Origin of the sequence: Actinomadura sp. NPDC047616 (assembly GCF_040642915.1) — a bacterium.
Lineage (GTDB): Bacteria > Actinomycetota > Actinomycetes > Streptosporangiales > Streptosporangiaceae > Spirillospora > Spirillospora miaoliensis.
Genome location: NZ_JBEYTB010000020.1, coordinates 25,970 through 48,740, shown reverse-complemented (window position 1 = coordinate 48,740; position 22,771 = coordinate 25,970). Strand labels below are relative to the sequence as shown.

Genomic DNA, 22,771 nt, shown 5'->3' with positions numbered 1-22,771 from the left:
ATATGCGCTGACGATGAAAGGAGCCCGATGTCGGTCAGCAAACGTTCGATCGGCGCGCTCACGGCCATGGGCCTGCTCGTGGCCCTGGCGCCGCCGCACGGGGCGGCGAACGCCACCGCGGCATCACCCGCCGACACCGGCTACGTCCAGGTGGGACACCTCGGCGTGGACGGCCGCCATGACTCACCCGAAGGGCTGGACAACCCACGTCCGACGCTGAGCTGGCAGATCAGCGAGACCCGACGCGCCAGATCGCACCCATGCCACCGGCCCGGCGCCAAGATCCCCTGCCCTGCCGACCGGCAGACCGCCTACGAGGTACAGGCGGCAGAGACGACGCGGAAACTGGCGGCGGGGCGGCTGATCTGGACGTCGGGCCGGGGGCGCACCACGCAGCAAAGCGTCCCCTTCGGACGAACGCTCGGCTCGAGGGACACGGTCGCCTGGCGCGTCCGGGTATGGGACGCCAACGGAAAGCCGTCCGGATGGTCGGCTCCCGCCACCTGGTCGACGGGCCTGCTGGAGCAGAGCGACTGGGGCGACGCCCGGTGGATCGACTACCCGGACCGCGCCGAGAACCAGCCGCTGCCGATCTTCGCGCGCAAGTTCCGGGTGCCGCGCGGCAAGAAGGTCGCCGACGCGCGCCTGTACCTGTCCGGCGTCGGGCTGCACCACGCCACCGTCAACGGCAGGGAACTGACCGACGAGGTGCTGGCCCCCGGCAACTCCAACTACCAGTTGTCCACCGAGTACCGCACCTACGACCTCACCGGCGTGCTGCGGTCCGGCGACAACACCATCGGCGTCGAACTGGGCAACGGCACCGCCTACGTGCGCCGCAGCGTGACGAACCCGGCGGTGGGACGCACGTCGCCGTACTCGTGGTGGCAGAGCCAGCTCAAGGGCAACGGCACGCTCGCCGCGGCCGCCGCCGCCGGCGCCACGACGGTCAAGGTGAACTCCGTCGACGGCTACCACGTCGGCGGGACGATCAACATCGACACCGGCGGGGGCGGCGACCGGCTGGAGTCCCGCACGATCACCCGGGTCGGCACGGCCGGAGCCGACGGAACCGGCATCGCCTTCACCCCGGCGCTGACCGGCGGGCACGCGGCCGGTGCCAAGGTCACCGGCTCGGGCAACAACGTCGCCGCCAGCGACCCGGCCGCGGGAGCCGCCGTGACACCGCGGCTGATCGGCCGCGCCGAGATCCGCTACACCGACGGCGGCACCGACGTCATCGTCACCGACCGGTCATGGCGCACCGCCCTCGGGCCCCTGGTCACCGACGCCTGGTACTCGGGCGCGGACTATGACGCGCGCCGGGAGCAACCGGGTTGGAACGAACCAGGCGCCGACCTGACCGCGTCCGCCAAGCGCCGGGACGGCTCGGCCACCGGCTGGACCAGCGCGGGCATCGCGCCGCCGCCGAACCTGGCGACCAGGCTGGTGGCGCGGAACGCCGAGCCGGTCCGGGCGCAGGAGAAGCTGACCCCCGTCGCGGTGACCAACCCCTCCCCCGGTACCTGGGTGTTCGACTTCGGCCAGAACTTCACCGGCTGGCCGCAGCTCAACCTGCGCCGGGTCCCTGCGGGGACCACGGTGAAGATGGCGCCGGCCGAGTCGCTGAACCCCGACGGAACGGTGAACCAGGCGTCCCTCATGGGCGGCGGCGGTTCCCGGGGCGTCGACCTGTTCAACACCTACACCGCCCACGGCGACCCCCGCGGCGAAACGTGGCATCCGGACTTCAACTATTTCGGCATGCAGTGGGTGCAGGTCACCGGGCTGCCCGACGGCTACAAGCCCACCCGCGACCTCGTCACGGGGATCAGGTTGCAGGCCGACACCCCCGCCGCCGGCGAGTTCGGCAGCTCCAACGCGCGGATCAACCGCATCCACAAGATGGCGTACTACTCCATCGCCAGCAACATCATGTCGACGTTCACCGACTGCCCCGGCCGGGAGAAGCTGTCCTACCCCGCCGACTACACCATGCCCATGGGGGCCGTCCATCGGAACTTCGAGCTCGCCGCCTACCTGCGCACCACGATGCGGCACCTGGTGGAAGGCCAGTCCGTCGCCGACACCCCGATGCGCGGGAACGTCGCGCTCAAGACCCCCGTCTACGACTGGGGCTACAGCGGCCGCTTCGGCGACGAGATCAACTGGGGCAACGCCATCGTCCTGGTCCCCTCCATGCTGCACGAGCTGTACGGCGACACCCAGACCATGGCGCGGTACTACGACCGGATGAAGATGTACGTCGACTACATCCGCCGGGAGAAGGCCGGCACCGGCGCGAACGCGCACATCGTCGACGCCGCGCTGGCGGACTGGGTGGCCGCCGACCAGACCTCGGGCCGCATCACCGGCACCTGGGGCTACCACATCATGATCAGCAAGATGGCCCGCATGGCCGAGCTCACCGGCCACACCGCCGACGCGGCCGAGTACCGCACGCTCGCCGCCGACATCAGGGAGGCGTTCAACAAGGCGTTCTTCAACGAGTCGCTCGGCCGCTACACCGCCAGCGGGAACGCCGGCTCCGAAGGCGCCACCCAGGCCGCGCAGGCGCTGGCGCTGGACTCCGGGCTCGTCCCGGACGACAAGCGCGCCCAGGTGCTGAACGCCCTCGTCGAGCTGGTCTACGCCTACCACCCCAACGGCGAGGGCCCGCATTTCAGCGGCGGCACCATCGGCATGGCCTCCACCATCCGCGCCCTGGCCGACGGCGATCGCGACGACGTGCTGTGGGACCTGCTCCAGACCGACGACCAGCCCGGCTACGGCTACTTCATGGCGTCCACCCCGGCCAACCCGGGCGGGATGACCACCATCGGCGAACGCTGGAACAGGGGCGACTCCAAGAACCACATGATCCTCGCCCAGATCGAGGAATGGTTCCACTCCGGCGTCGCCGGAATCCGCGCCGCGTCCGGCGCCACCGCCTACGACAAGCTGGTCTTCCAGCCCAAGCCGGTCGGCGACCTGCGCTACGCCCACGGCAGCTACACCACGCCGTACGGCGTCGCGCGAAGCTCGTGGACCAAGTCGACCCAGGGCTTCCAACTGAAGATCACCGTCCCGGCGAGCACCACGGCCGAGGTCTGGGTGCCCACCAGCGGACGCCCCGGCCCGACCCCGGCCAGGGCGACCTTCCTGCGCACCGACGGCAAGCACGCCGTCTATTCCGTCCCCTCAGGCGAGTTCACCTTCAACTCACCGGCGGCGAAGTGAGGCCCGCCCAACGCGCCTGAACACCTGACCGGGCGTACGGGTGCCACACGCGCTGTGGCACCCGTACGCCCGTGCCGTCGCCGGTCGCAGCCGGTAGCGACGGTGCGGCCGCTGGAAGGCTACGACTCGTCCCGGGTGGGCCGGGTCTTGGCGCGGGCAGCAGGCCGCTCCTCCCCGTCCCGCAACATTGCCAAGGCCTTTTCGATCCGCTGTATGCGCGTCTCGGGCTTCTTCGCGCCTTCGATCGCGAGCACGTGCTTGCGAGGGACCGGTGCGCCGAGATCGGTGCACCCGTCGAGAACGTCGTTGGCGCGCTCGACCGTCTCTCGGTAGCGGGCCACGACCTCGGCCGCGCTGTCGGCCGGTGCGGCCTGGAACGTCGCCTGCCAGTCGGTGACGTCGTCCCCGAGGAAGATCGAGCGCTCGACGAAGGTCAGGTGGTTGAGCAGGCCGAGCAGGTTCGTGCCCGACGGCACCGCGGCTGTCCGCACCTGCGGTTCGGGGGCACCGTCGACCTTCGCGGCGATCGAGGTCCGGAGGTAGTCGAGGAATCCGCGAAGGACCTCGGTCTCGCTGCTTCCGGTCCGGGGCGGCGGGGTGTCGCCGCGGCGGTTGCGGCGCGTGGTCCTGGACACGGTGGTCTCCTTCCATTGTGGGGAGCGGCGCTGGTCGCCGTGTCAGGCGGTGCGGCGGATGAGCAGGACGTGGTCGGTGACCTCGGCGGTGCGCCCGTCTGGTCCGGTCGCGATCCGGCGGGGTGCGTCGGCACGCTCGACGGTCCATGTCGCCGCGTCCAGATCGATACCCGCGGCGACCTCCCGCGGGCTCGGATACCGGACGTCGGGATCGGTGTTCCACGACCACGGCGCGGCCGAGCCGTGGTCGACGACCAGCAGCCGCCCGCCCGGGCGCAGTGCGTGCGCGGCCGCACGCAGGGCTGTTGTCCTGTCCAGGTCGAACGGGGTGTGCAGGTAGTGGGCGCAGATCAGGTCGAACCGACCTTGCGGGAAGGACTTGTGCAGGTCGTGCCGCACGGTGATGACCCGGTCGCCCAGGCCGTGTGAGCGGGCGAGGCCGGCGAGCCGCTCGACCGCAACGGCCGAGATGTCTACGGCGGTGACCTGCCACCCCTGGCGGGCGAGCCACAGTGCGTCGCCGCCGTCGCCGCATCCGAGGTCCAACGCGTCGCCCGGCGGGAGGCCCGTGACCGTCTCGGTGAGACGAGCGTTCGGCTGCGGGTCGAGGCAGGTCGGGCCGCGTGGACGCCGTCCCAGAACGTGACCGCATCGGTGGTGCTCATCAAGACTCCTTCTGTCGGCACGCGCTCAGTCTTGCCAGGCTCACCACGTTCTGGCACGAAATCTTGCCGTTCCAGCAAGATGGCCTCGTGGACCGCAGAACAGAAGACGTGCTCGACGCGGTGGGGCCGCGGCTGCGTGCGCTGCGCCGCGACCGCGGCATCACCCTCGCCGACCTCGCGGCGACGACCGGCGTGTCGCAGAGCACCCTGTCCCGGCTGGAGAGCGGAAAGCGCCGGGCGACTCTGGAGTTGCTGCTGCCGCTGGCCCGTGCCTACGACGTTCCGCTGGACGACCTCGTCGGCGCCCCGCGCACCGGCGACCCCCGGATCCACCTCAAGCCGATCCGGCGATTCGGAATGACGTTCGTGCCGCTGTCCCGGCGGCCGGGCGGGGTGCACGCGTTCAAGATGATCACCCCGCCCAGCCGGAACCGCTCGAACCGACCCCGCAGACCCACGACGGCTTCGAATGGCTGTACGTGCTCAACGGACGACTGCGGCTGGTGCTCGGCGAGCGCGACCTGACGTTGCCGCCCGGCGAGGCCGCCGAGTTCGACACGTCCTTGCCGCACTGGCTGGGCAGCGCCGACGGCGGCGTGGTGGAGCTTCTCATCCTGTTCGGCCTGCAGGGGATGCGTGTGCACGTGCGCGCCGACCCTCATCGGTCGTCTCACGGCGGAAGCCGGCGGTGAACTCAGCGAAAGACCATCTTTCTGTTCGCGCCGGCAGCAAGTCCGATCAGCACTAGGCCAGTGAGACCGTCCTCATCGTCGGGGGATCAAGGACGCCCGTCAGGACCCGTCACCGACCCGCACAACCGGAACCGGACGCGCCACTCAGCGCGTGTTCTCACGCCGTTGTTCCGCGCGGGGTGCGCGGTTTGCGGCCGGAGGCGGCACCTCACCACCGCGGCCCGGGTGATGGATTCCTCACGCGTCCGTTGCGGAAAGGGGTGGACCCGCCCCCTCACCAGGGCCGATCGTGAGCGACATGAGCGATCACCGCATGGCCCCTGTCGACCCTGCCGCCTCCGCCGACCCCACCGCCGCCGCCTCGTACACTGCCGGGTCGCCGAGGTCGAGCGCAGCGACGGGTTCGCGAGGGGCCACGAGTGACGTGCCCATGGCCGATGAGGCCGGTGAGGTGCGCCGCTTCTGGGGTCGGCTCGGACTTCCGGGGCTGGTCGACGTCCACACGCACTTCATGCCCGAGCGTGTCCTGCACAAGGTGTGGAACTACTTCGACACGCACGGACCACTGATCGGCGGGCTCGAGTGGCCGATCACCTACCGGAAGGAGGAGGCGGAGCGGACGGCCCTTCTCCGGGAGTTCGGCGTCCGGGCCTTCACCGCGATGCTCTACCCGCACAAGCCCGGCATGGCCCGATGGCTGAACGGATGGGCGGCCGACTTCGCCCGCCGCACCCCCGACTGTCTGCACACCGCCACCCTCTACCCCGAGCCGGACGTCGAGACCTACGTCCGCGAGGCCATCGAAGCGGGCGCGCGTGTGTTCAAGTCGCACGTCCAGGTGGGGGCGTACGACCCGGCCGACGAATTGCTCCACCGGGCATGGGGGGTGCTCGCCGAGGCCGGGATCCCCGTGGTGATCCACTGCGGTTCCGGGCCCGCGCCCGGCAAGCACACCGGCCCCGAACCGATCGCCCGGGTGCTGGCGCGGCACCCCCGGCTGCGGCTGGTCATCGCGCATATGGGGATGCCCGAGTACGAGGAGTTCCTCGGCCTCGCCGAGCGGTACGAGCAGGTGCGGCTGGACACGACGATGACGTTCACCGACTTCACCGAGGAATTCATGCCGTTCCCCCGCCGGGCCCTGCCCCGGCTCGCCGGGCTCGGCGACCGCATCCTGCTCGGCTCCGACTTCCCCAACATCCCCTATCCCTATGTGCACCAGCTCCACGCCCTGGAGACGCTGGGCCTCGGACAGGAGTGGCTGCGAGCGGTGTGCCACGACAACGCGGCGAGGCTGTTCGGATTGGCTTCTGAGGAGCCTCAGACCGATTCTGGACGGTAGTGCCCCCGCGGCTCGCCGAGGGGCCCGCGACGTTGCGCACGGCGTTGTCGCACCAGCGCTCGATGGCGCGAGCGCGGGCCTGCCTCCGGGTGACGGCGGACGAGCCCGGCCATCGGCGCACACCTTCCGGTGCGACCTGTGGATCTCCGCCGGTCCTCTACCGCAACACCCTCCGCTCCGACACCGCACCGGAGGTCATGGCCCATGGGCGCGGGCATCGCCCTGGTCACCCGCCTGCCCGGCTGGCCCGTCTGGACCGCCGCGCTGTGGGCGGCCCAGGAGGCGGCCCGCGGACGCGTCCCGTTCGGCGGCTTCCCCTGGGCGCGGCTGGCGTTCAGCCAGACCGCCTCTTACGATCTAGCCCTCTCGGGCTCGGGGTGGCTGGGTCCGTTGGCAGGCGCCGTCACAGGGTGAGTCGTCACAGCGCCTCGTCGAGAGGCTCCGCCCGTCACCGCAGGCCATCAACGGACCTTTCCGATCAGATCGGCGGCAGGATCGATGATCCAGTGGTTCGTCCGGAGGGTCCGGCCTGCGAAGACGACTTCCCGCGGATCGGGTCTGTCGTCGCTGGGAACGATCATTTTGATCCAGGCGGTGCCCGAGGCCGCATCCCGGACGTCGCTCCGGACCTTCTCCTCGATCCCGTCCCGGGGGCGCGGGCCACCGAGTTCGGCCATCATGACCGGGTCGCACCGCATCCTGACGTAGGCGTCCACATCACCGAGCTCGACATCACGAAGGTGCACTCGAACCACCCGCCCATGCGGTCCATCGGCGAACCGTCACAGCATCAACGGGTCGACTCTAGTGCGCTGTCCACGAACATTCAGCGAGTCGGGCAGCACGCCTGCCGAGGTCCGTCCGGGTCGCGGGCGTTAATGACGCACGAGCTGATGGCCCCGGACCCATGTGTCACCGCATCCTGCCGAAGTCTGCCGTCGGCGAGCCGGGGAAACCGAGTAAGAGCTTCACCGAACCCGGCGCGTGACCGGCATGGGCGAGCAGCCTTGTACAGTTCGCGGCACCCGAAGCCGTAGGCGACGGCGACGGCTGCGGCTTGCGCGAGCCCTTTTGGGGGCCGCGCCCCCACATGGGCATGCGCTCAATCTCCCGATCTCACCACGTCATCTGGTGGACGGCCCATCTCCCTGCCCAAATCAGCAGTGAGAGCACGCTGTTCCCGAGCAGGTTGCGCGCTGGGCTTCGCTGAACTCGGCCGTCATTGCTTGAGCCGTGTGCACAGAACCCGGCCGGATCCGATGTCCTGAACTTCGTACAAGCTGCCGCCGTAGAACTGGCATGTCGAGGTGCTGGTGGTCGTACTCGTGGACAGGCGGGAGCGGACCAGGTACGGGGATCGAGAAAATGTCCTGGTCACGGTACGGTCGGCCGCAGCGGACCAGCACGGGACCTTGACCCACCGCAGATCTTTCCCGCGATGCAGGCAGTCGCCTTGGGCAGCGGACGCTAGGTCTCCGGAGAGCCCCATGTCCGTGACGGCATCGGCGAAGCCGGGCTTCTCGAGATACAACAGACCGCAGATGACGGCGGCGACACCGACCACCCACAACCACGTGTCGTCCGAGCTCTTCGCTGGCTCCTTCGCCTTGGCCTGCGATTGCGCGGGCTGGGTGCTCTTCGCAGCCGGCGGCGAGACAGTCTTGGGCTGGGGCTTTGGCTGGGGCTTTGGCTGGGGCTTTGGCTGGGGCTTTGGCTGGGCCTTCGGCCGAGGCTTGGGTTGGGGTTTGGGTCGCGGCTTGGGAGCATCCGAGGGTTTGCCCGCCTTCTTTGGCTTGTCCGCCCCCTCCTTCTTCGGCTTCTGCTGACCGGGGGTCGTGACGAGCCTGGTCGGCGGCAGGTCGAGCAGTTCCAGCGCCTGGGTGGCCGTCGGCCGCCGGTCGGGATCCTTCCGCAGCAGGCGCTCGATCAGCGGCGCGAGCCTTCCCGCCCGCCGCGGTGCGGGAACCTCCGCCATGAGGATCGCGCCGTACGTCTCGTCCGGTGTGTCCCGGTGGAACGGCGAGACGCCCTCGACGGCGTAGTACAGGGTCGACCCGAGCGAGAACAGGTCACTCGCGGTCCGCTCGTCCCGCCCGCGAATCCGCTCCGGCGCGAGATATTCGGCCGTTCCGATGAACGTTCCGGGCGCCGTGAGCCGTGTCTCGTCCTGCTGGACCGCGATCCCGAAGTCGGTGAGCAGGACCTCGCCGTCTGCGGCCAGCATGACGTTCGCAGGCTTGACGTCACGATGCACGATGCCCGCCTCATGCGCCTTCTCCAGAGCCCTCAGCACTGCTCTGGCCACCTTCTCGGCAGTCTTCGGCTTCAGCGGCCCCTGCTCGCTGACGCGTTCGTGCAGGGAGCATCCGGAGACGAGTTGCATGACCGTCCAGGGAACACCGTCCTCGATCACCACGTCGTGCACCGTGACGATGTTCGGGTGATTGCGCAGCCGAGCCGCATTCCGAGCCTCGCGCGTGGCACGCCGCAGCATGTCTTCCCGCACAGGGCCACTGATCCCCGGATGCAGCCACACCTCCTTGACGGCCACCTCGACCTCGAGCGCCGTGTCCCACGCTCGCCAGACGCGCCCGAAACCACCCGCCGCCAGTTCGTCGGTCAACCGGTAGCGACCACCGATCACTCGCCCCGGCCTCGTCTCCTCTGCCACGAGACGATGATACAAACATCCCTGTCTATATGGCAGGGTTCCTTGAATGAACACTCAGCGTCTCATCACGATTAGCCCCCGGACGCCCATGGGCATCCGCAAGCTCCGCACGCACCAAGAACCAGACCGCGCCGAAAAAGTCATCGACACCCTGGCCACCTCAATAAGCTTCATCACCCAGCACACAGAATCGGCGGCAGCCAGCCTGCCGAACTTACCGCCAAAAGTGAACAGACTGTCAGCTAAGCCCTTTCATAAGGTCGCCTGCCAGGCCGACGAGGGCGACGGCCAGGTTGCTGGTAATGACACGCCGCCGGTTCACGCGGGCGACTTCCCTGGCGGCGGCTTCTGTGAAACCGGTGCCGGCAAGGCCGCCGGCGTCAACGGCGGGGGACGGCAAATGAGCTTGGTCAAGACTCAGGCGGAGGAACACTTCAAGGTCGCGTTCACTGAACATCGTCTCTTGGGCGGCATCGACCTTTGGACCATGCGCCGGCTGGGCCGCATGCCGAGATTTGACGGTCATCGTCCACGGGTCAACCATAAACAAGTGCGGCCAGGGAGGCCGCCCACCGGCCTTCGCTGCCGAGAACTGCCAGACAGGTCGTCCTAACCAGGATTAATTGATCATGGCGGGCATCCCGCCGCTGTCGCCCGTCGTGGACGTCGTCCGCGACACCGGCCACGACGCGGAGGACACCGGCAACCTGTTCGCCGCCATCGACGCCCTGCGCATCCCCGTCGACTACCTCGCCCAGCTGTTCACCGCGGGCGATCGTCGACCCGGCCGGCAAGCGCACGCGCGTCAACCTCCTCAACTGGGACGGCAAGGGCACGCCCGCCGGGCTCTTCCCACCCCGGCGCGAAGGACCCGGCCCCGGCGCCACGGATCCGGAGGGCGCCCCCGGCAGGCCGGCATCGACGACGACGGTCCCCGAGGAGCCCCAGCAATGATCACAGGGACGAGGAACCCCGCGCCGGACGGCACGCAGCTGGCCACGGCCTGGCAGACGGCCTCACTCCTGCTCGACTATCCCGACGACGGTCTGCTCGGCCGCCGTCCCCTGCTCCGCCGAGCCGCCGCCACGCTGCCCGCGGAGCTGGGCGAGCCGCTGGGACGCTTCCTCGATCACGTCGACGCGACGCCCCTGCCGGAGCTGGCCGCCGACTACGTCGCGACGTTCGACCACCGCAAACGCTGTTGCCTCTACCTGACGTACTACGCCTGCGGCGACACCCGTAGGCGCGGCATGGCGCTCCTGCGGTTCAAGCACGCCTACCACCGCGCCGGGCTCGTCCTCGGCGACGACGAACTGCCCGACCATCTGGCCGTCGTGCTGGAGTTCTCCGCCGCCGACCCCACCGCCGGCGCCCGGCTGCTCAATGAGCACCGCGCCGGCCTGGAACTGCTCCGGCTGGCGTTGGCGGAGTCACGTTCCCCGTGGGCGGCCGTGCTCGACGCGGTCTCGGCCACCCTGCCCCGGTTGAACGGCGACATCCAGGACGCCGTCCTGAGGCTCGCCGCGGAAGGGCCGCCCGAAGAGGAGGTCGGCCTCGCCCCTTACGGCGCCTCGTCCGGCGGCCCGGTCTTCCTCCCCGACCCGCGGCCGTCGCGCCCGCCGTCCCGACCGGATACGCAAGGAGCCCACCGATGATCGGCGGCACGGTCGTGTCCACCGTCGCGCCTTCCGCGGAGGAGTCGACGGGGGTCGTCGACGTCCTGCTGTGGGTGGCGCTGCCGTACGTCACCATCGCGGTGTTCGTGCTCGGCCACTACTGGCGGTACCGCTACGACATGTTCGGCTGGACCACGCGCTCGTCCCAGCTGTACGAGAGCCGCCTGCTGCGCATCGGCAGCCCGCTGTTCCACTTCGGCATCCTGCTGGTCCTGCTCGGCCACGTCGGGGGGCTCGTCATCCCCGACAGGTGGACCGAGGCGATCGGCGTCAGCGAGCACGCCTACCACGTGACGGCCGTGGCCCTGGGCACCGTCGCGGGATTCTGCACGCTGGCGGGACTGGCGATCCTCATCCACCGGCGCCGGACCGTCGGCCCGGTCTTCTCCGCCACCACCCGCAACGACAAACTCATGTACGCGGCGCTCACCCTGGTCATCGTGCTCGGGTTGGCCGCCACCGTCGCCGCCAACATCGTGGGCGGCGGCTACAACTACCGCGAGACGGTCTCCCCTGGTTCCGGTCGGTGTTCTCTCTGCGGCCCGACCCGCGCCTCATGGCGGACGTTCCGATCCTGTTCCAGCTGCACGCCCTCAGCGCCCTGCTGCTGTTCTGCGTCTGGCCGTTCACCCGCCTGGTGCACATGCTGACCGCCCCCGTCGGCTACCTCACCCGCCCCTACATCGTCTACCGCAGCCGCGACGAGCGGCTCGGCACCCGCGCCCCCCCACCGCGGCTGGGAGCACCGCCCCGGATAGGCACGCTGTTCGGCGAACAGCGTCGACCGCCTCTTGGGGATAACCGAAATAGGAGATTCGGTCGGTGATAGCCCCCTAGGATCTTCGCCATGGCGGAGATCATCGACTACGGGCGGTTCGCGGAACGGCTCGCCGCGGACCGGCCGGTCCTCCAGCTTCTCGACGAGGTGCAGCGCGAGTGGGGCTATGAGGATCCGGGCGGCGAGCCCCTCGTGACCAGGGCGGGTGAAGCGCCCGGATACGAACCGGACGAGTCCGACCCCGTCCCCGCGGCGCTGGTCGAGTGGTGGGACTCCCCCGTCAACTCCTTCGCCTTCCGCCCGCGGCTCTACTGGACGCACTCGGTGTGGCCGCCGTCCGGGCCGGACTCGCTCGACGACCCGCCCGGTGACGAGATCCGGGTGTTCATGGCCGAGTACCAGTACCTCAACCAGTGGGGCTACCTCGCCTCCGAAGCCCACCTGCCCGACCCGAAGGTCCTGGTCAGCTCCTTCGACGGCTGGGTCGTGCAGAGCCGGTCGGTGTCGGAGTTCTTCCTGCAGCTGGCGATGGAACGGCTGCCGGCGACCTTCGGCTGGTCCTTCCGGGTGCGCCGGGCCGAGGTCGAGGCCGACCCCGCGATCGTCGAGCGTCTGCAGGCCGCGTACCGCGACATCGGCCTGCTGCCCTGGCAGGAGGCCGGCACCGACGCCCTCACCTACGGCGGCCCGGACGTGCTCATCCGGCACGGCCGCGGGCCCGGAGCCGACTTCGCCGTCGTGGTCCAGGCCCGGACCCGCGAGGCGCTCGTCCAAGCCCTGGACACCCTGGGGGTCGCGTGGACCGACGAGGGCATCTCGGCCCCGCAGGAGGTGCCCCTCCCCACCGAGGACCTGGGACCGGCGTCGTTCGCCGAGGGGGACGCCGACGACCGGCTGCGCTGGACCGTGGCCTCGACGGCCGCCGCGTCGGGCGTCCCCGCCGTCCCCGACGTCCCCGCGCTGCGCGGGCTCGCGGACCGTACGGCGGCGGCCGCCGACCGGGACGCGACGACGGTCGTCGCGGGAGACTCGGCCGGCCGCGTGCACGTCTGGGCGGCCGACGGCGCGGAACTCGACGTCCAGAAGCCCCACCGCGCCCCGGTCACCGCCGTCACCTGCTACCGCGGCCCCCACGGCACCCGTTCGGTCGTCAGCGGCGACGCCCATGGGGTGGTCCGATGGTGGCCGGCACAGGGCCCACTTCCACGAGTGCCGCTCGCCCGGCGCAGGTCGCCCGTCGCGGCCCTGGCCACCGCGTCCCTGGAGACCGGACCGGCCCTGGCCGCCGCCTGGGCCGACGGACTGGTGCGCGCCTGGGACCTGACCTCCGGCGAGAGCGCCGACCTGCGGATCGGCACCGGGATCGAGGCCCTGGCCCTGAGGCCGGAGGGTTCGCTGCGCGTGACCACCGCGCACGGTACCGCCGAACTGCGCCTCGACGTGGAGCGGCTGTGGCCCGCCCGGTCGCTGCGGCTGCGCCTCGCCGAGATCGACTGGGGATCGCTCTGGGCGGCGCGCGGCCCGGCCCACGAGGTTCCGGGCCTGATCGCCAAGCTGGCGTCCGACGATGAGGACACCGCGCAGGCGGCCGTCAAGAGACTGTACGAACTGCTCGCCTACAGGGGCAGCGCCTCTCCGAGCGCGGCCGTCCACGCGGTGCCGTTCCTGGTGGAACGGATGCTCATCCCGACGAACCGGGCGCGCAACACCCTGCTGCTCCTCATCGCGGACATCGCCGACGGCCCCGGCGACGCGCAGGACGCCGTCAAGGAGGCCCTCCCCTCCCTGCTGCATCTGCAGAACGACGAGAACTCGTCCATCCGGTGGGCCGCCGCGGAACTCGTACGCAACTGCGGCGCAACAACCGGCACCTGAGGTCAGGGCTTGGCGGGTACGCGTAGGAGGACGGGGCCGAAGAGGCCGGTCACGCGCTGGCCCTCGAACACGAAATGGGTCGGGCTGGTCTCGTCCAGGTGCGGGGCGAGGGTGCCGTACACCACGACCTCGATCTCGTTCGGCTCACCGAGGCGCAGGGCCGCGTCGTCGAGGGTGAAGCGGTACGGGGCGCAGACGCGGACGCCGCAGGGCGTGGCGTTGACCGTCACCTCGGCCGTGCCGCGCACCCGGCCGAGGTCGAGCACCACGCCGCGCGCGTCGGCGGGGATGACGACGACGCGGCGGTAGCGGACCCCTCCGCTGTATCCGGCCAGGCCCTCGTCCTCCCAGTCGCCGAGCGCGATGGTGCCGGGGCCCGGGGTGAAGCGGACGGGGCCGGCCAACGCGGCGCCTCCGCTGTGGCCGGGCCAGGTCCGGACGTGCAGTTCAGCGGCGCGTTTCCCTCCCCCGGGCAGCGCGAACTCCGGTCCCCCTTCCAGGCGCCGCCCGTCGAGGAACACACCGGTGACCTCGCCGTGCACGTCGAAGGACATGCTCGTCGCGCCGGGCGGCACCGTGAAGCGGAATCGCTCCAGGGTCTCGCCGCGGCCCGGCACCGCGTACAGGGCGGGCAGGACGACGCCGTCGTCGTCCGCCGCGTCTTCGATCCAGGCCGCGCCGGGCAGCGGGTGCGGGCGGCGGCGCAGGTGGAGGGCGGCCGGATCGCCGTACTGCGTGCGCTTGGGCACGACGGCCGCCGGCTCGCCGTCCCGGGTCGCGCGCCAGCCCGTGACAGGGCCGTCCACCAGCACCGCGGGGGGCGTGTCCGACTCGGTGAGGATCAGCGTCAGCTCCCTGCCCGCTTGGCCGGTCACGTCGTAGCGTCCGACACGCGGCGTCTGCTGCTCGGCGTACGGATCGAACCCGCCCTGGCGGCCGATCTCCACGTCGTCCACGACGATCCGGCACGGCGCGGACGAGGCGACCTGGAGGATCCCGTGCGCGTCAGCCGGGAGCGCGGTCGACAGGGCGACCTGGGCTCCGGTGCGCGACGGTCCCTCAACGGTGATCCACTCCGGTCTGCGGTAGCGCTCGGGGTCGGTGACGACGGCGACGTGCGCGCGCAGCCGCTCGTCCTCGTGCCGGTCCGTGTCGGGGACGAGCCGCAGTTCCAGGTCGTACGCCCCCGGCGCCAACGGGGTCTTCGCCACCGCCAGATAGCCGTGGTCCTCCAGGGGGGTCGGCGCCCCGTCCACCAGCAGCGTCTTGACGGCCGCGGCACCGACCGCGGGGAACCCTCCCGGCGCGGGCACCGTCACACGCGTGCGGAACACCACCCGCTGTCCCGCGGTGATCGGCCCGAAGTCGAGGAACTCCTCCGGCACGTGCCCCTTCGGGCCGAGGAACTCCCGGTGGACGGTGTCCTTGCGGATGCCGCGCGAGTCGGAATAGACCGCCTCCCGCCAGTTCGTCCCGTCGCAGGACCAGACGCCGTGCGGGCCGAAGGTGGCGTGGACCGTGGTCCAGCCGGCGTCGTCCTCCACGCGGTGGTGCAGTTCCCAGCGTTCGAGCGCCACCGGCTCGCCGGGCGGGCGCGCGAAGTCGCCCCAGGTGTTGTCGAGCGTGGGCACCAGCTCCATCTCCCAGGTGGAGCCGAGGTCGATCTCGCGGTACGGGACGGGGCGAGCCGGCTCGTCCCCCTCCTGTCCGGTGCCGGGGAAGACCAGCAGTGCGGCGGGGCCGTCGTCGAACGGGACGACCAACTCCACGTGGTCGTCCACGGCGGTGGTCGGGAGGCGGCGGGGTGTTCCGTCGAACAGGCCGATCGCGTACGCGGGTCCGGTCACGCCGCGCACGCGGACGGGCATGTCGCGCAGGTAGCGGTCCGGGTCGAAGTCGTAGGTGACGTCGATCCAGCCGAGGTCGGCGCCGCGTTCGTCCGGGCGTTCGACCGACACGCGGCTCGCCATCGACGGCGAGGCCGTCAGGAACACCAGGGTGGCGCCGTCCACCTCCCGCACGAGCGCGGGCACGGGCGCCTCCACCCGGCGGTCGCCGTCGAGCACCTCCGCGAGGCCGGAGGCGTCCGGAACGGTCTCCAGCAGCCCGGCCAGCCTGGCCACGGCGGCGTCCGCGTCCGGGTCCCCGACGCCCGCGTGCGGCGGCGGGCCGACCGCGACGACCCGGCCGCCGTTCTCGGCGAACTCGGCGAGCCGTCGCGCGGTCGCGCCTTCCAGCACGGTGCAGGCCGGCAGCAGGACGGTGCGGTACGACTCGTCCGCGACCGTCAGCCGCCCGTCCGCCACTCGCGCCCGCCGCACCGAGTCGTCGTCGATCACGTCGGCGTCGACGCGGAGCCGGTCCAGGACGCCCGGCTCCATCTTGAACCACGCCATGTCCCCGACCAGCGATCGGTAGACGTCCTGGGCTCGCGCGGCCTCGGCGTCGACGCCGTCGAGCCTGGTTCCGGCCTGCGCGGTGGCGGTCGGGTACAGGACGGCGACGTCGCACACGTGCCGTCCCAGCGACAGCGCCGCGCACAGCCGGGTGATGGCGTCGGCGAAGACGCGATAGTGCTTCCAGTAGGGCTGCCGCCAGTCGGTCGACGGCGGCGCCCACTCCCACCAGCCCGCCCTGGTCGAGTAGTAGGAGGCGTGCGGGTTGTAGAGGGTGGCGCCGGTGCGCAGCCAGGGCAGCAGCCAGTCGAGAGTCTCCTCCAGGGTGCCGCCCCAGCCGCTGGAGTGGAACGACTCGATCCACGTGCGGTCCCGGCCGTACAGGTGCGCCAGCGAGGAGTGGACTCGGGCGTCGCCGTGGTGGTCGGAGCCGGGCGCCCCGAACCAGCGGTGCGTGCGGGCGTAGTCGGCGTACAGGCGCACACCGTCGACGGGGAACCCGGCGCGCGCCGGATCCTGCTGGTCGCAGCCGTGCAGCAGGCCGTGCTTGCCGTGCCATTCGGCCAGCGGGCGGAAGAACGCCTCCTCCGCCATCTCGGCCCGGGTGAAGTGGTAGTCGCGACGGAACTCCCGGCCGCCGGGGTCACCGTCGTCCCCTGACCACAACCGGTGCAGGCGCGGGGTCGGGTCGTAGCCGCGCCGCCGTTCGAACTCCTCCGCGAAGGGGGCCGACCAGGTGGGCAGCGACGGCAGTTCGTCCTGGAACGACCCCACGATGACCGTGCCGAGCCGGTGCCCGAGCCGCCGCTCGAACTCGCCGTGCACCCGGTCCAGCAGCGTCGCGCACGCCTCGGCCGACAGGTAGTCGAAACCGCGCGGCGCGGGCGGGCCGCCGTCGCGGTCGAGCCACAGCCCCGCGTACTCGGGCCGTTCCTGGACGAGCCGTGCCTGAAGGCCGGCGCCGGAGAAGCCGAGCTGGTCGTAGAACCAGAGCGACGTGCCGAGCGCGGCGGCGTCGTCGCACACCCCGTCCAGCAGCTCCCACCAGGCCTCGCCGAAGAACGCGGGGTCGTCGGCGTCGGCGCCGAACATCGGCCCGGACGGCGCCAAATTGATGATCACCAGGTTGTGGACGCCGCCCGCGGCGAAGCGTTCGAGCTGGTCGCGCAGCCGCCGCCGGTCGAGCCGGTCGCCGCTCCACCACCAGAACGGCGCCGGGGAGAAGGCGCGCGGCGGTGTCTCCAGAACCGTCCGCAACCGCGCAGGAAGCATCGGCTCATCCCTTCAGACCGCCGGCGAAACCCTTGATGACGTACCGTTGCAGCACCAGGAACACCACGATGATCGGCAGCGCGGCCAGCACCAGCCCGGCGAACACCAGGCCGTAGTCCGACACGTACTGGCCGACGAACGCGAAGATCCGCACCGGGACCGTCTCCCGCGCCGAGCCGCCCAGGTAGAGCAGCGGGGTGAAGAAGTCGTTCCAGATGAACACGGCGTTGAGGATCAGCACCGTGCCGGTGATCGGGCGCAGCAGCGGGAACACGACCCGGGTGAACGCCTGCAGGTGCCCGGCGCCGTCGATGAGGGCGGCGTTGGCGTAGTCGGCCGGAAGCGCCCGGATGAACCCGGTGTAGAGGAAGACCGTGAACGGCATCTGGATGCCGGTGTAGAAGACGATCATCCCCTGGTAGGTGCCGAGCAGCCCCATCGAGTCGACCATCTTGAACAGCGGGATCATGCCGAGCTGGAACGGCAGCACGATGCCCAGCAGGAACAGCACGTACAGGCCGAAGCCGAGCCGGGTCGCCCGCCGCGCCAGGAAGTAGGCGGCCGACGACCCGACCGCGATCAGCGCCACCAGGCTCACGACCGTGATGGCCGTGCTGTTGAGCAGCGCCGACCCCAGCGAGGCACGCGACCAGGCGTCGGCGAAGTTGCCCAGGTCCGGTGAGGTGGGCGGCGACAGCGGCGCCTCGGCGATCTGCCGCTTGTCCTTGAGCGACAGCGTGATCAGCGCGTACACCGGGAACAGGAACGCCACCGCCGCGCCGATCATCACGATCTCCAGCAGGAACGTCCGCACCCCGTAGCGCAGGCTCACGACGTCACCTCCCGGCCGCGCAGGTAGTGGATCTGGATCATCGACACCGCCGCCACGAACAGCGCCAGGACCAGCGCGATCGCCGTGCTGTAGCCGTAGTTGCCGAACACGAACGCCTGCTTGTAGAGCACCGTGGAGAGCGTCTCGCTGGCATGCCCCGGGCCGCCGTTGGTGGCGGCGTACACCTGGTCGAACAGTTTCAGCCCGCCGATGGTCGACAGCATGACGTTGATGGTCACGGCGGGTGCCAGCAGCGGCCAGGTCACGTTCCGGAACCGCTGCCACAGCCCCGCCCCGTCGATCATCGCGGCCTCGTGCAGCTCCGCCGGCACCCCTTCGAGCCCGGCCAGGAAGATGACCATCGAGTAGCCGGCGAACTGCCAGATGACCATGCCGGCCACCGACCACAGCGCCAGCGACGGGTCGCCGAGCCAGTCCTGGCGCAGCCCGCCGAGGCCGACCGCGCCGAGGATCCCGTTGAGCCCGGCGTCCGGCGCGGGGTTATAGACGTACTTCCACAGGAACGCCACCATCACCGGGCTGACCACCGCGGGCGCGAAGAAGATCACCCGGAGCACCGCCCGGGACTTGATCTTCGTGTGCACGCCGAGGGCGAGCAGCAGCCCGATCCCGTTCTGCACGACCACGATCGCGACGGTGAGCAGCAGCGTGTTGAGCAGCGACCCGCGCGCGGCGTCGTCGTCCAGCAGCTTGTGGAAGTTGGCCAGGCCGTTGAAGGAACGGTCGCCGATCCCGTTCCAGTCGGTGAACGCGACGGCGATGCCGCTGATGCTCGGGTACAGCACCACCAGGGCGTACACGGCCAGGGCGGGCGCGGCGAACCACCACGGCGGCGCCAGGAACCCGCCCTGCCGCCGGCGCCGCCGGGGGCGGGTCCGGGTCGTGCGGGCGGTGAGGGCTTCGGCCACGGCTCACTTCTTCCGGTACGTCTCGTCGAGCTTGGCCAGCGCCTGCGGGATCGTCGTCCGCCCGCCGAGCAGTTCCTGCACCGCCGCGAAGTGGGCGGGCTGCACCTCCGCGTTCGGCCAGGCCTGGTCCATGAACGGGACGGCCTTGTTCCCGTCGATGTAGGGCAGGAAGTCCTTCAGCACCGGGTCGATCTTGGAGTTGGCGTCGCGGACGAGCGGCACGCACGCGACCGCCTCCGCCCAGGCGTTGATGTTCTGCTGCTGCCCGAGATAGTCGATGAACGCCTTGGCCGCGTCGCGGTTCTTGCTCCGGGCGCTGACGCCGAGGCCGACCACGGCGCCCGCCGGGATCCAGACGCCGTCCGCGTCGTCGGCACCGGGCACGGGGAACATCCCCAGGTCGTCCGGGCCGGCGGCGGCCTTGCGGAAGTCGGGCAGCACCGCCGACACCTGGATCGCCATCGCGGCCCTGCCCGTCGCGACCATCGAGGTCTGCTGCTCGAACGTGGTGCCGTTGGGGTTGTCGTTGAAGAACCCGCGTTTCTGCAGGTCGAGGTACATGGTGAACGCGTCCGACCAGCCCGACTGCGCGAAGCTGGCCGACCCCGCCTGCATCTGCGCGTCGAACCTCGGGTTCTTGGCGTACACCGTCGACGGCACCAGCGCGTAGGTGATCAGCTGGGTGACCCACGGGGTCTGCGCGCCGAGCGCGATCGGTGTCTTCCCCTTCTTCTTGATCTTGTCGCAGACCTCCAGGAACTCGCTCCAGGTCCGCGGCGGCGCCTCGACACCGGCCTCCTGGAACACCTTCTTGTTGTAGATCGCGCCGATCACGCTGGACCCGGCCGAGAACAGGAAGGTCCTGCCGTCGAGCTGGAACGCGGGCTTGAAGTTGGGCGGGATGTTCTTCGTCCAGGGCTGGTCGGACAGGTCGGCCAGCAGCCCGGCCCGCGCGATCTGCGCCATGCTCATCGCGCTGCCGTTGCCGGGATAGACCACGTGCACGTCGGGCGGGGCGCCGGCGCCGAGCTGGGTGCGCACCGAGGTCTGCACCTGGTCGGTCGGCGCGTAGGAGGTGTTGAACTTCGCCTGGGTGTAGCCCTTGGTGAGCAGGTCGAGCGGCTTCTGCTGGTCGGCCACGCCCACCAGCCGCAGCGACCCGCCCGACCCGGACGAGCCGCCGCAGGCCGACAGGACCCCGGGCAGCGCCGTCACGGCGGCGGCACCGCCGGCCAGCCGGAGAAAGCCGCGTCGGTCGAGGGGCGTTCCGCGCGATGACGATGTCATGTGTGTCCTCCTCGGGATCGCGGCCGGAGGGGCCGCGAGAGCCGTCCCGCCCTGGGGACGGCGGTCATCGGAGCGTCCGCCGCGCGTCCTGTCCGGACGGCGCGGCGGCGGTGACGTGGAACTCCCCCGAAGTGATCCGGCGACGGAACGTACTGGCCCTCTGGACACGGCCACTCGTGCCGCGGCATGCCGTGGCGGAACCGGCACTGCCCGCCGATTTCCACAAGGCCTCGGTGGGACCGGTGGCGGACGAACCAGGACGAGCTTCGGCGTGGTGCTCGCAGCGAGGTCCGTGGCGCCAGATCCGGTTCCACGCCGTCTCCGATCTCCAGGATCACGTGAGCTCATGTGAAGATAACGTGATCAAATGCGAAGTCGAGCCTAGAAGTGCCTGCTTATGCTGTCAAGAGATCACCGAGTTCAGCTGCCGGAGGGATTTATCGCAGCGCAGAGCCCCTGTGATAGCAACACACCGGCCGACGTTATATCGCTACGGGACCGTACCGATCCCTGTGCTCGTCCCGATCACGCGGCGCCTCGCCGCCGACGCGGCACGGGTCCCGCAAAGCTCGGGCCGGGATGGTGACGCACGTTCATCTGCGCCCGCCCATGAAGACGGCTCACCCGGTGGACCGCCGCACTCGGGCGACTCGACATCTTGATCGCCGATACGCCGTGTCCGCGCCTCAGCCGCAGGCGGCGGCTCGCCCGCCCACGCCAACGACTGGTCACGGCGCCGCAGCCGAAGGACGGCGCAATCTGATAGGAGAAAATGCAGCACGAAGAAGAGCCCGAGGAAATAACCGACGCCGCGAATATGGGCACGGCTGCGGCACCTCCCGCAACCGCGTCTTCACCCCACCGTCGCCTGACGCCGACGGCCGCGTGGCCTCCATCCGCGCCGCACTGGAAGAGTCGCCCCACGGTCGGAGCGGCGTGCGCGGGTGGTGCTGTGGGGAGTGGCGGCCACGGGTGGGGTTGTCGGGCCACCTTTACAGGAGCAACGCTGACAAGCCGACAATCGCCCGCCGACGCGCCGACCGCCACGGTTGACACCTCTACGCACCCATGACGTGTGCCTGATCACGCTGGGTAGGACCACCCCCATAAGGCTCCCTTTCTGCGCGAGTTAACCGCCGTCGACATGGGCGGGCGATGGGCGAACCGGCCCCTCGGAAGCCATGCTTGAGAAATTCCATTGGGTTCCATACAAAGGCTTTGGCCTGATCGCCCGAAGGCCTCTTTCGCTGCCGCAGAAACTTGGACTCTGCAACACGCCTAGCCGTGTGCAGAGCGTTGCGGGCCCGGCGTTGTGGCTGTTCGCGCCTTTGATCCCCTGCTCAGTGCGGTCTCCTGCTGCACATGGGAGAGTTTCTCGGGGTTGCGTACGGCATAGAGCCCGGTGATGAGGCCGTCGTCGACGCGCACCGCCATGACGGTGTCGATCTCGCCGTTGAGCCGGAGGAGCAGCGCCGGGTAGCCGTTGACCTGCACCGGCTCGACCGTCAGATCGCTGCCGAACTTGGGCAGGCTCGCGGTCAGCAGGCGAGCGACCCGGTCGGCTCCGCTGATGGGCCGCAGCAGGGCCTGCTTGACTCCCCCGCCGTCCGCCAGGAAGACGACGTCCGGTGCGAGCATGTCGAGCAGGTGTTGCAGATCGCCGGTGACCACCGCCCGCTGGAACGCCTGGAGGGCGGCGCGGGTCTCGGCGGGGGTGACGGCTTCGCGTGGTCGCCGCGCGGCGACGTGGGCCCGTGCGCGGTGGGCGATCTGGCGGACCGTGGCCGGGCTCTTGCCGACGGCTTCGGCGATCTCGTCGTACGCCAGGTCGAAGACCTCGCGCAGCACGAACACCGCCCGCTCGGTCGGCGTGAGCGTCTCCAGGACCAGCAGCATCGCCATCGAGACGCTGTCGGCCAGTTCCACGTCCTCGGCCACGTCGGGCGCGGTCAGCAGCGGTTCGGGCAGCCAGGGGCCGACGTAGGACTCCTTGCGGCGGCCGAGCGTGCGCAGCCGGTTGAGCGCCTGGCGGGTGGTGATCCGGACCAGGTACGCGCGCGGGTCCCGCACCGTGTCGAGTTCCACGTCCGCCCACCGCATCCAGGTCTCCTGCAGCACGTCCTCGGCGTCGGCGGCCGAGCCGAGCATCTCGTAGGCGACGGTGAACAGCAGATTACGGTGGGCGACGAACGCCTCCGTGGCCGGGTCCACGCGGCCGTCACCGGTGAGCCGCTCCGCCGCGTACGTTGTCGGCTTGCTGCCCTCGCCCATATCCGGCTCCTGCCTGTTCGCTCTCGACCGTGCTACACGCACAGGACACCGGTGGCCGCCGTCCTGTGACATCCGCAATGGCGTGGCGCACGTCACCTCACCCGGCAATCCAGCGGCGAGGAGGGCCTGGCCTGTCGCCTGGCCGGTGGTGAGGTCGCCGCGATCACCACGTGGCTCCGTCACGAGGAGCCCAGGCCGGGTGCAGGTGAC

General features: G+C 70.6%; 13 protein-coding genes and 5 pseudogenes. 9 read left to right on the top strand and 9 right to left on the bottom strand.

What is annotated here, in order from left to right; translation table 11 throughout:
* Window positions 1-27: 27 nt before the first annotated feature.
* Window positions 28-3,240: a family 78 glycoside hydrolase catalytic domain gene (locus ABZ801_RS35635; protein WP_360706723.1), complete on the top strand. Its 3,213-nt coding sequence runs from the start codon at window positions 28-30 to the stop codon at window positions 3,238-3,240.
* A gap of 119 nt (window positions 3,241-3,359) precedes the next feature.
* Here the strand turns inward: ABZ801_RS35635 and ABZ801_RS35630 are convergent, their stop codons facing one another.
* Together ABZ801_RS35630 and ABZ801_RS35625 are read right to left on the bottom strand one after the other, a co-directional pair.
* Window positions 3,360-3,875: a DUF664 domain-containing protein gene (locus ABZ801_RS35630; RefSeq protein WP_360706720.1), complete on the bottom strand. Its 516-nt coding sequence runs from the start codon at window positions 3,873-3,875 to the stop codon at window positions 3,360-3,362.
* Between the two features lie 42 nt (window positions 3,876-3,917).
* Window positions 3,918-4,540 (bottom strand): annotated as a pseudogene (locus tag ABZ801_RS35625) (methyltransferase domain-containing protein).
* Between the two features lie 87 nt (window positions 4,541-4,627).
* Between ABZ801_RS35625 and ABZ801_RS35620 the strand changes: the two are divergent.
* The 3 genes and pseudogenes from ABZ801_RS35620 to ABZ801_RS35610 all read left to right on the top strand — a co-directional run.
* Window positions 4,628-5,232 (top strand): annotated as a pseudogene (locus tag ABZ801_RS35620) (XRE family transcriptional regulator).
* A 430-nt stretch (window positions 5,233-5,662) separates the two neighbouring features.
* Window positions 5,663-6,574, top strand: a complete 912-nt coding sequence (locus ABZ801_RS35615; RefSeq protein WP_360706717.1) for an amidohydrolase family protein — start codon at window positions 5,663-5,665, stop codon at window positions 6,572-6,574.
* Window positions 6,575-6,775: 201 nt separating this feature from the next.
* Window positions 6,776-6,925, top strand: a pseudogene (locus tag ABZ801_RS35610) (apolipoprotein N-acyltransferase); the annotation flags it as partial.
* Window positions 6,926-7,035: 110 nt separating this feature from the next.
* Here ABZ801_RS35610 and ABZ801_RS35605 read toward each other — a convergent pair.
* Both ABZ801_RS35605 and ABZ801_RS35600 read right to left on the bottom strand, forming a co-directional pair.
* Window positions 7,036-7,329, bottom strand: coding sequence for a hypothetical protein (locus ABZ801_RS35605; RefSeq protein WP_360706714.1), 294 nt, complete (start codon window positions 7,327-7,329; stop codon window positions 7,036-7,038).
* Window positions 7,330-7,793: 464 nt separating this feature from the next.
* Window positions 7,794-9,245, bottom strand: a complete 1,452-nt coding sequence (locus tag ABZ801_RS35600) for a serine/threonine-protein kinase (protein ID WP_360706713.1) — start codon at window positions 9,243-9,245, stop codon at window positions 7,794-7,796.
* A gap of 88 nt (window positions 9,246-9,333) precedes the next feature.
* On the opposite strand from ABZ801_RS35600, the gene ABZ801_RS35595 reads away from it, so the two are divergent.
* From ABZ801_RS35595 to ABZ801_RS35575, 5 genes and pseudogenes are all read left to right on the top strand, one after another.
* Window positions 9,334-9,858 (top strand): hypothetical protein, encoded by a 525-nt coding sequence (locus ABZ801_RS35595; RefSeq protein WP_360706710.1) that lies wholly within the window; start codon window positions 9,334-9,336, stop codon window positions 9,856-9,858.
* 25 nt (window positions 9,859-9,883) lie between these two features.
* Window positions 9,884-10,021, top strand: a pseudogene (locus tag ABZ801_RS35590) (nitrate reductase); the annotation flags it as partial.
* A 174-nt stretch (window positions 10,022-10,195) separates the two neighbouring features.
* The gene (narJ, locus tag ABZ801_RS35585; protein WP_360707009.1) at window positions 10,196-10,900 is read left to right on the top strand and encodes a nitrate reductase molybdenum cofactor assembly chaperone; all 705 of its coding nucleotides are present in this window, start codon (window positions 10,196-10,198) and stop codon (window positions 10,898-10,900) included.
* A pseudogene (narI, locus tag ABZ801_RS35580) lies at window positions 10,897-11,624 on the top strand (respiratory nitrate reductase subunit gamma); the annotation flags it as partial. The gene narJ and the pseudogene narI, both read left to right, overlap by 4 nt.
* Window positions 11,625-11,768: 144 nt before the next feature.
* On the top strand, window positions 11,769-13,574 hold the full coding sequence (locus ABZ801_RS35575) for a hypothetical protein (protein ID WP_360706707.1): 1,806 nt from the start codon (window positions 11,769-11,771) through the stop codon (window positions 13,572-13,574).
* 2 nt (window positions 13,575-13,576) lie between these two features.
* Here ABZ801_RS35575 and ABZ801_RS35570 read toward each other — a convergent pair whose 3' ends face one another.
* The 5 genes from ABZ801_RS35570 to ABZ801_RS35550 form a co-directional block, all read right to left on the bottom strand.
* Complete coding sequence (locus ABZ801_RS35570; RefSeq protein WP_360706705.1) at window positions 13,577-17,242, bottom strand: glycosyl hydrolase; 3,666 nt, start codon at window positions 17,240-17,242, stop codon at window positions 13,577-13,579.
* A 4-nt stretch (window positions 17,243-17,246) separates the two neighbouring features.
* On the bottom strand, window positions 17,247-18,074 hold the full coding sequence (locus ABZ801_RS35565; RefSeq protein WP_360706702.1) for a carbohydrate ABC transporter permease: 828 nt from the start codon (window positions 18,072-18,074) through the stop codon (window positions 17,247-17,249).
* Window positions 18,071-19,003, bottom strand: a complete 933-nt coding sequence (locus tag ABZ801_RS35560) for a sugar ABC transporter permease (protein ID WP_360706699.1) — start codon at window positions 19,001-19,003, stop codon at window positions 18,071-18,073. Before ABZ801_RS35560 ends, ABZ801_RS35565 begins: the two co-directional genes overlap by 4 nt.
* Window positions 19,004-19,006: 3 nt before the next feature.
* Window positions 19,007-20,290, bottom strand: coding sequence for an extracellular solute-binding protein (locus ABZ801_RS35555; RefSeq protein WP_360706696.1), 1,284 nt, complete (start codon window positions 20,288-20,290; stop codon window positions 19,007-19,009).
* Between the two features lie 1,278 nt (window positions 20,291-21,568).
* A complete protein-coding gene (locus ABZ801_RS35550; protein ID WP_360706693.1) occupies window positions 21,569-22,561 on the bottom strand; it encodes an RNA polymerase sigma-70 factor in 993 nt (330 codons plus the stop codon).
* Window positions 22,562-22,771 lie beyond the last annotated feature (210 nt).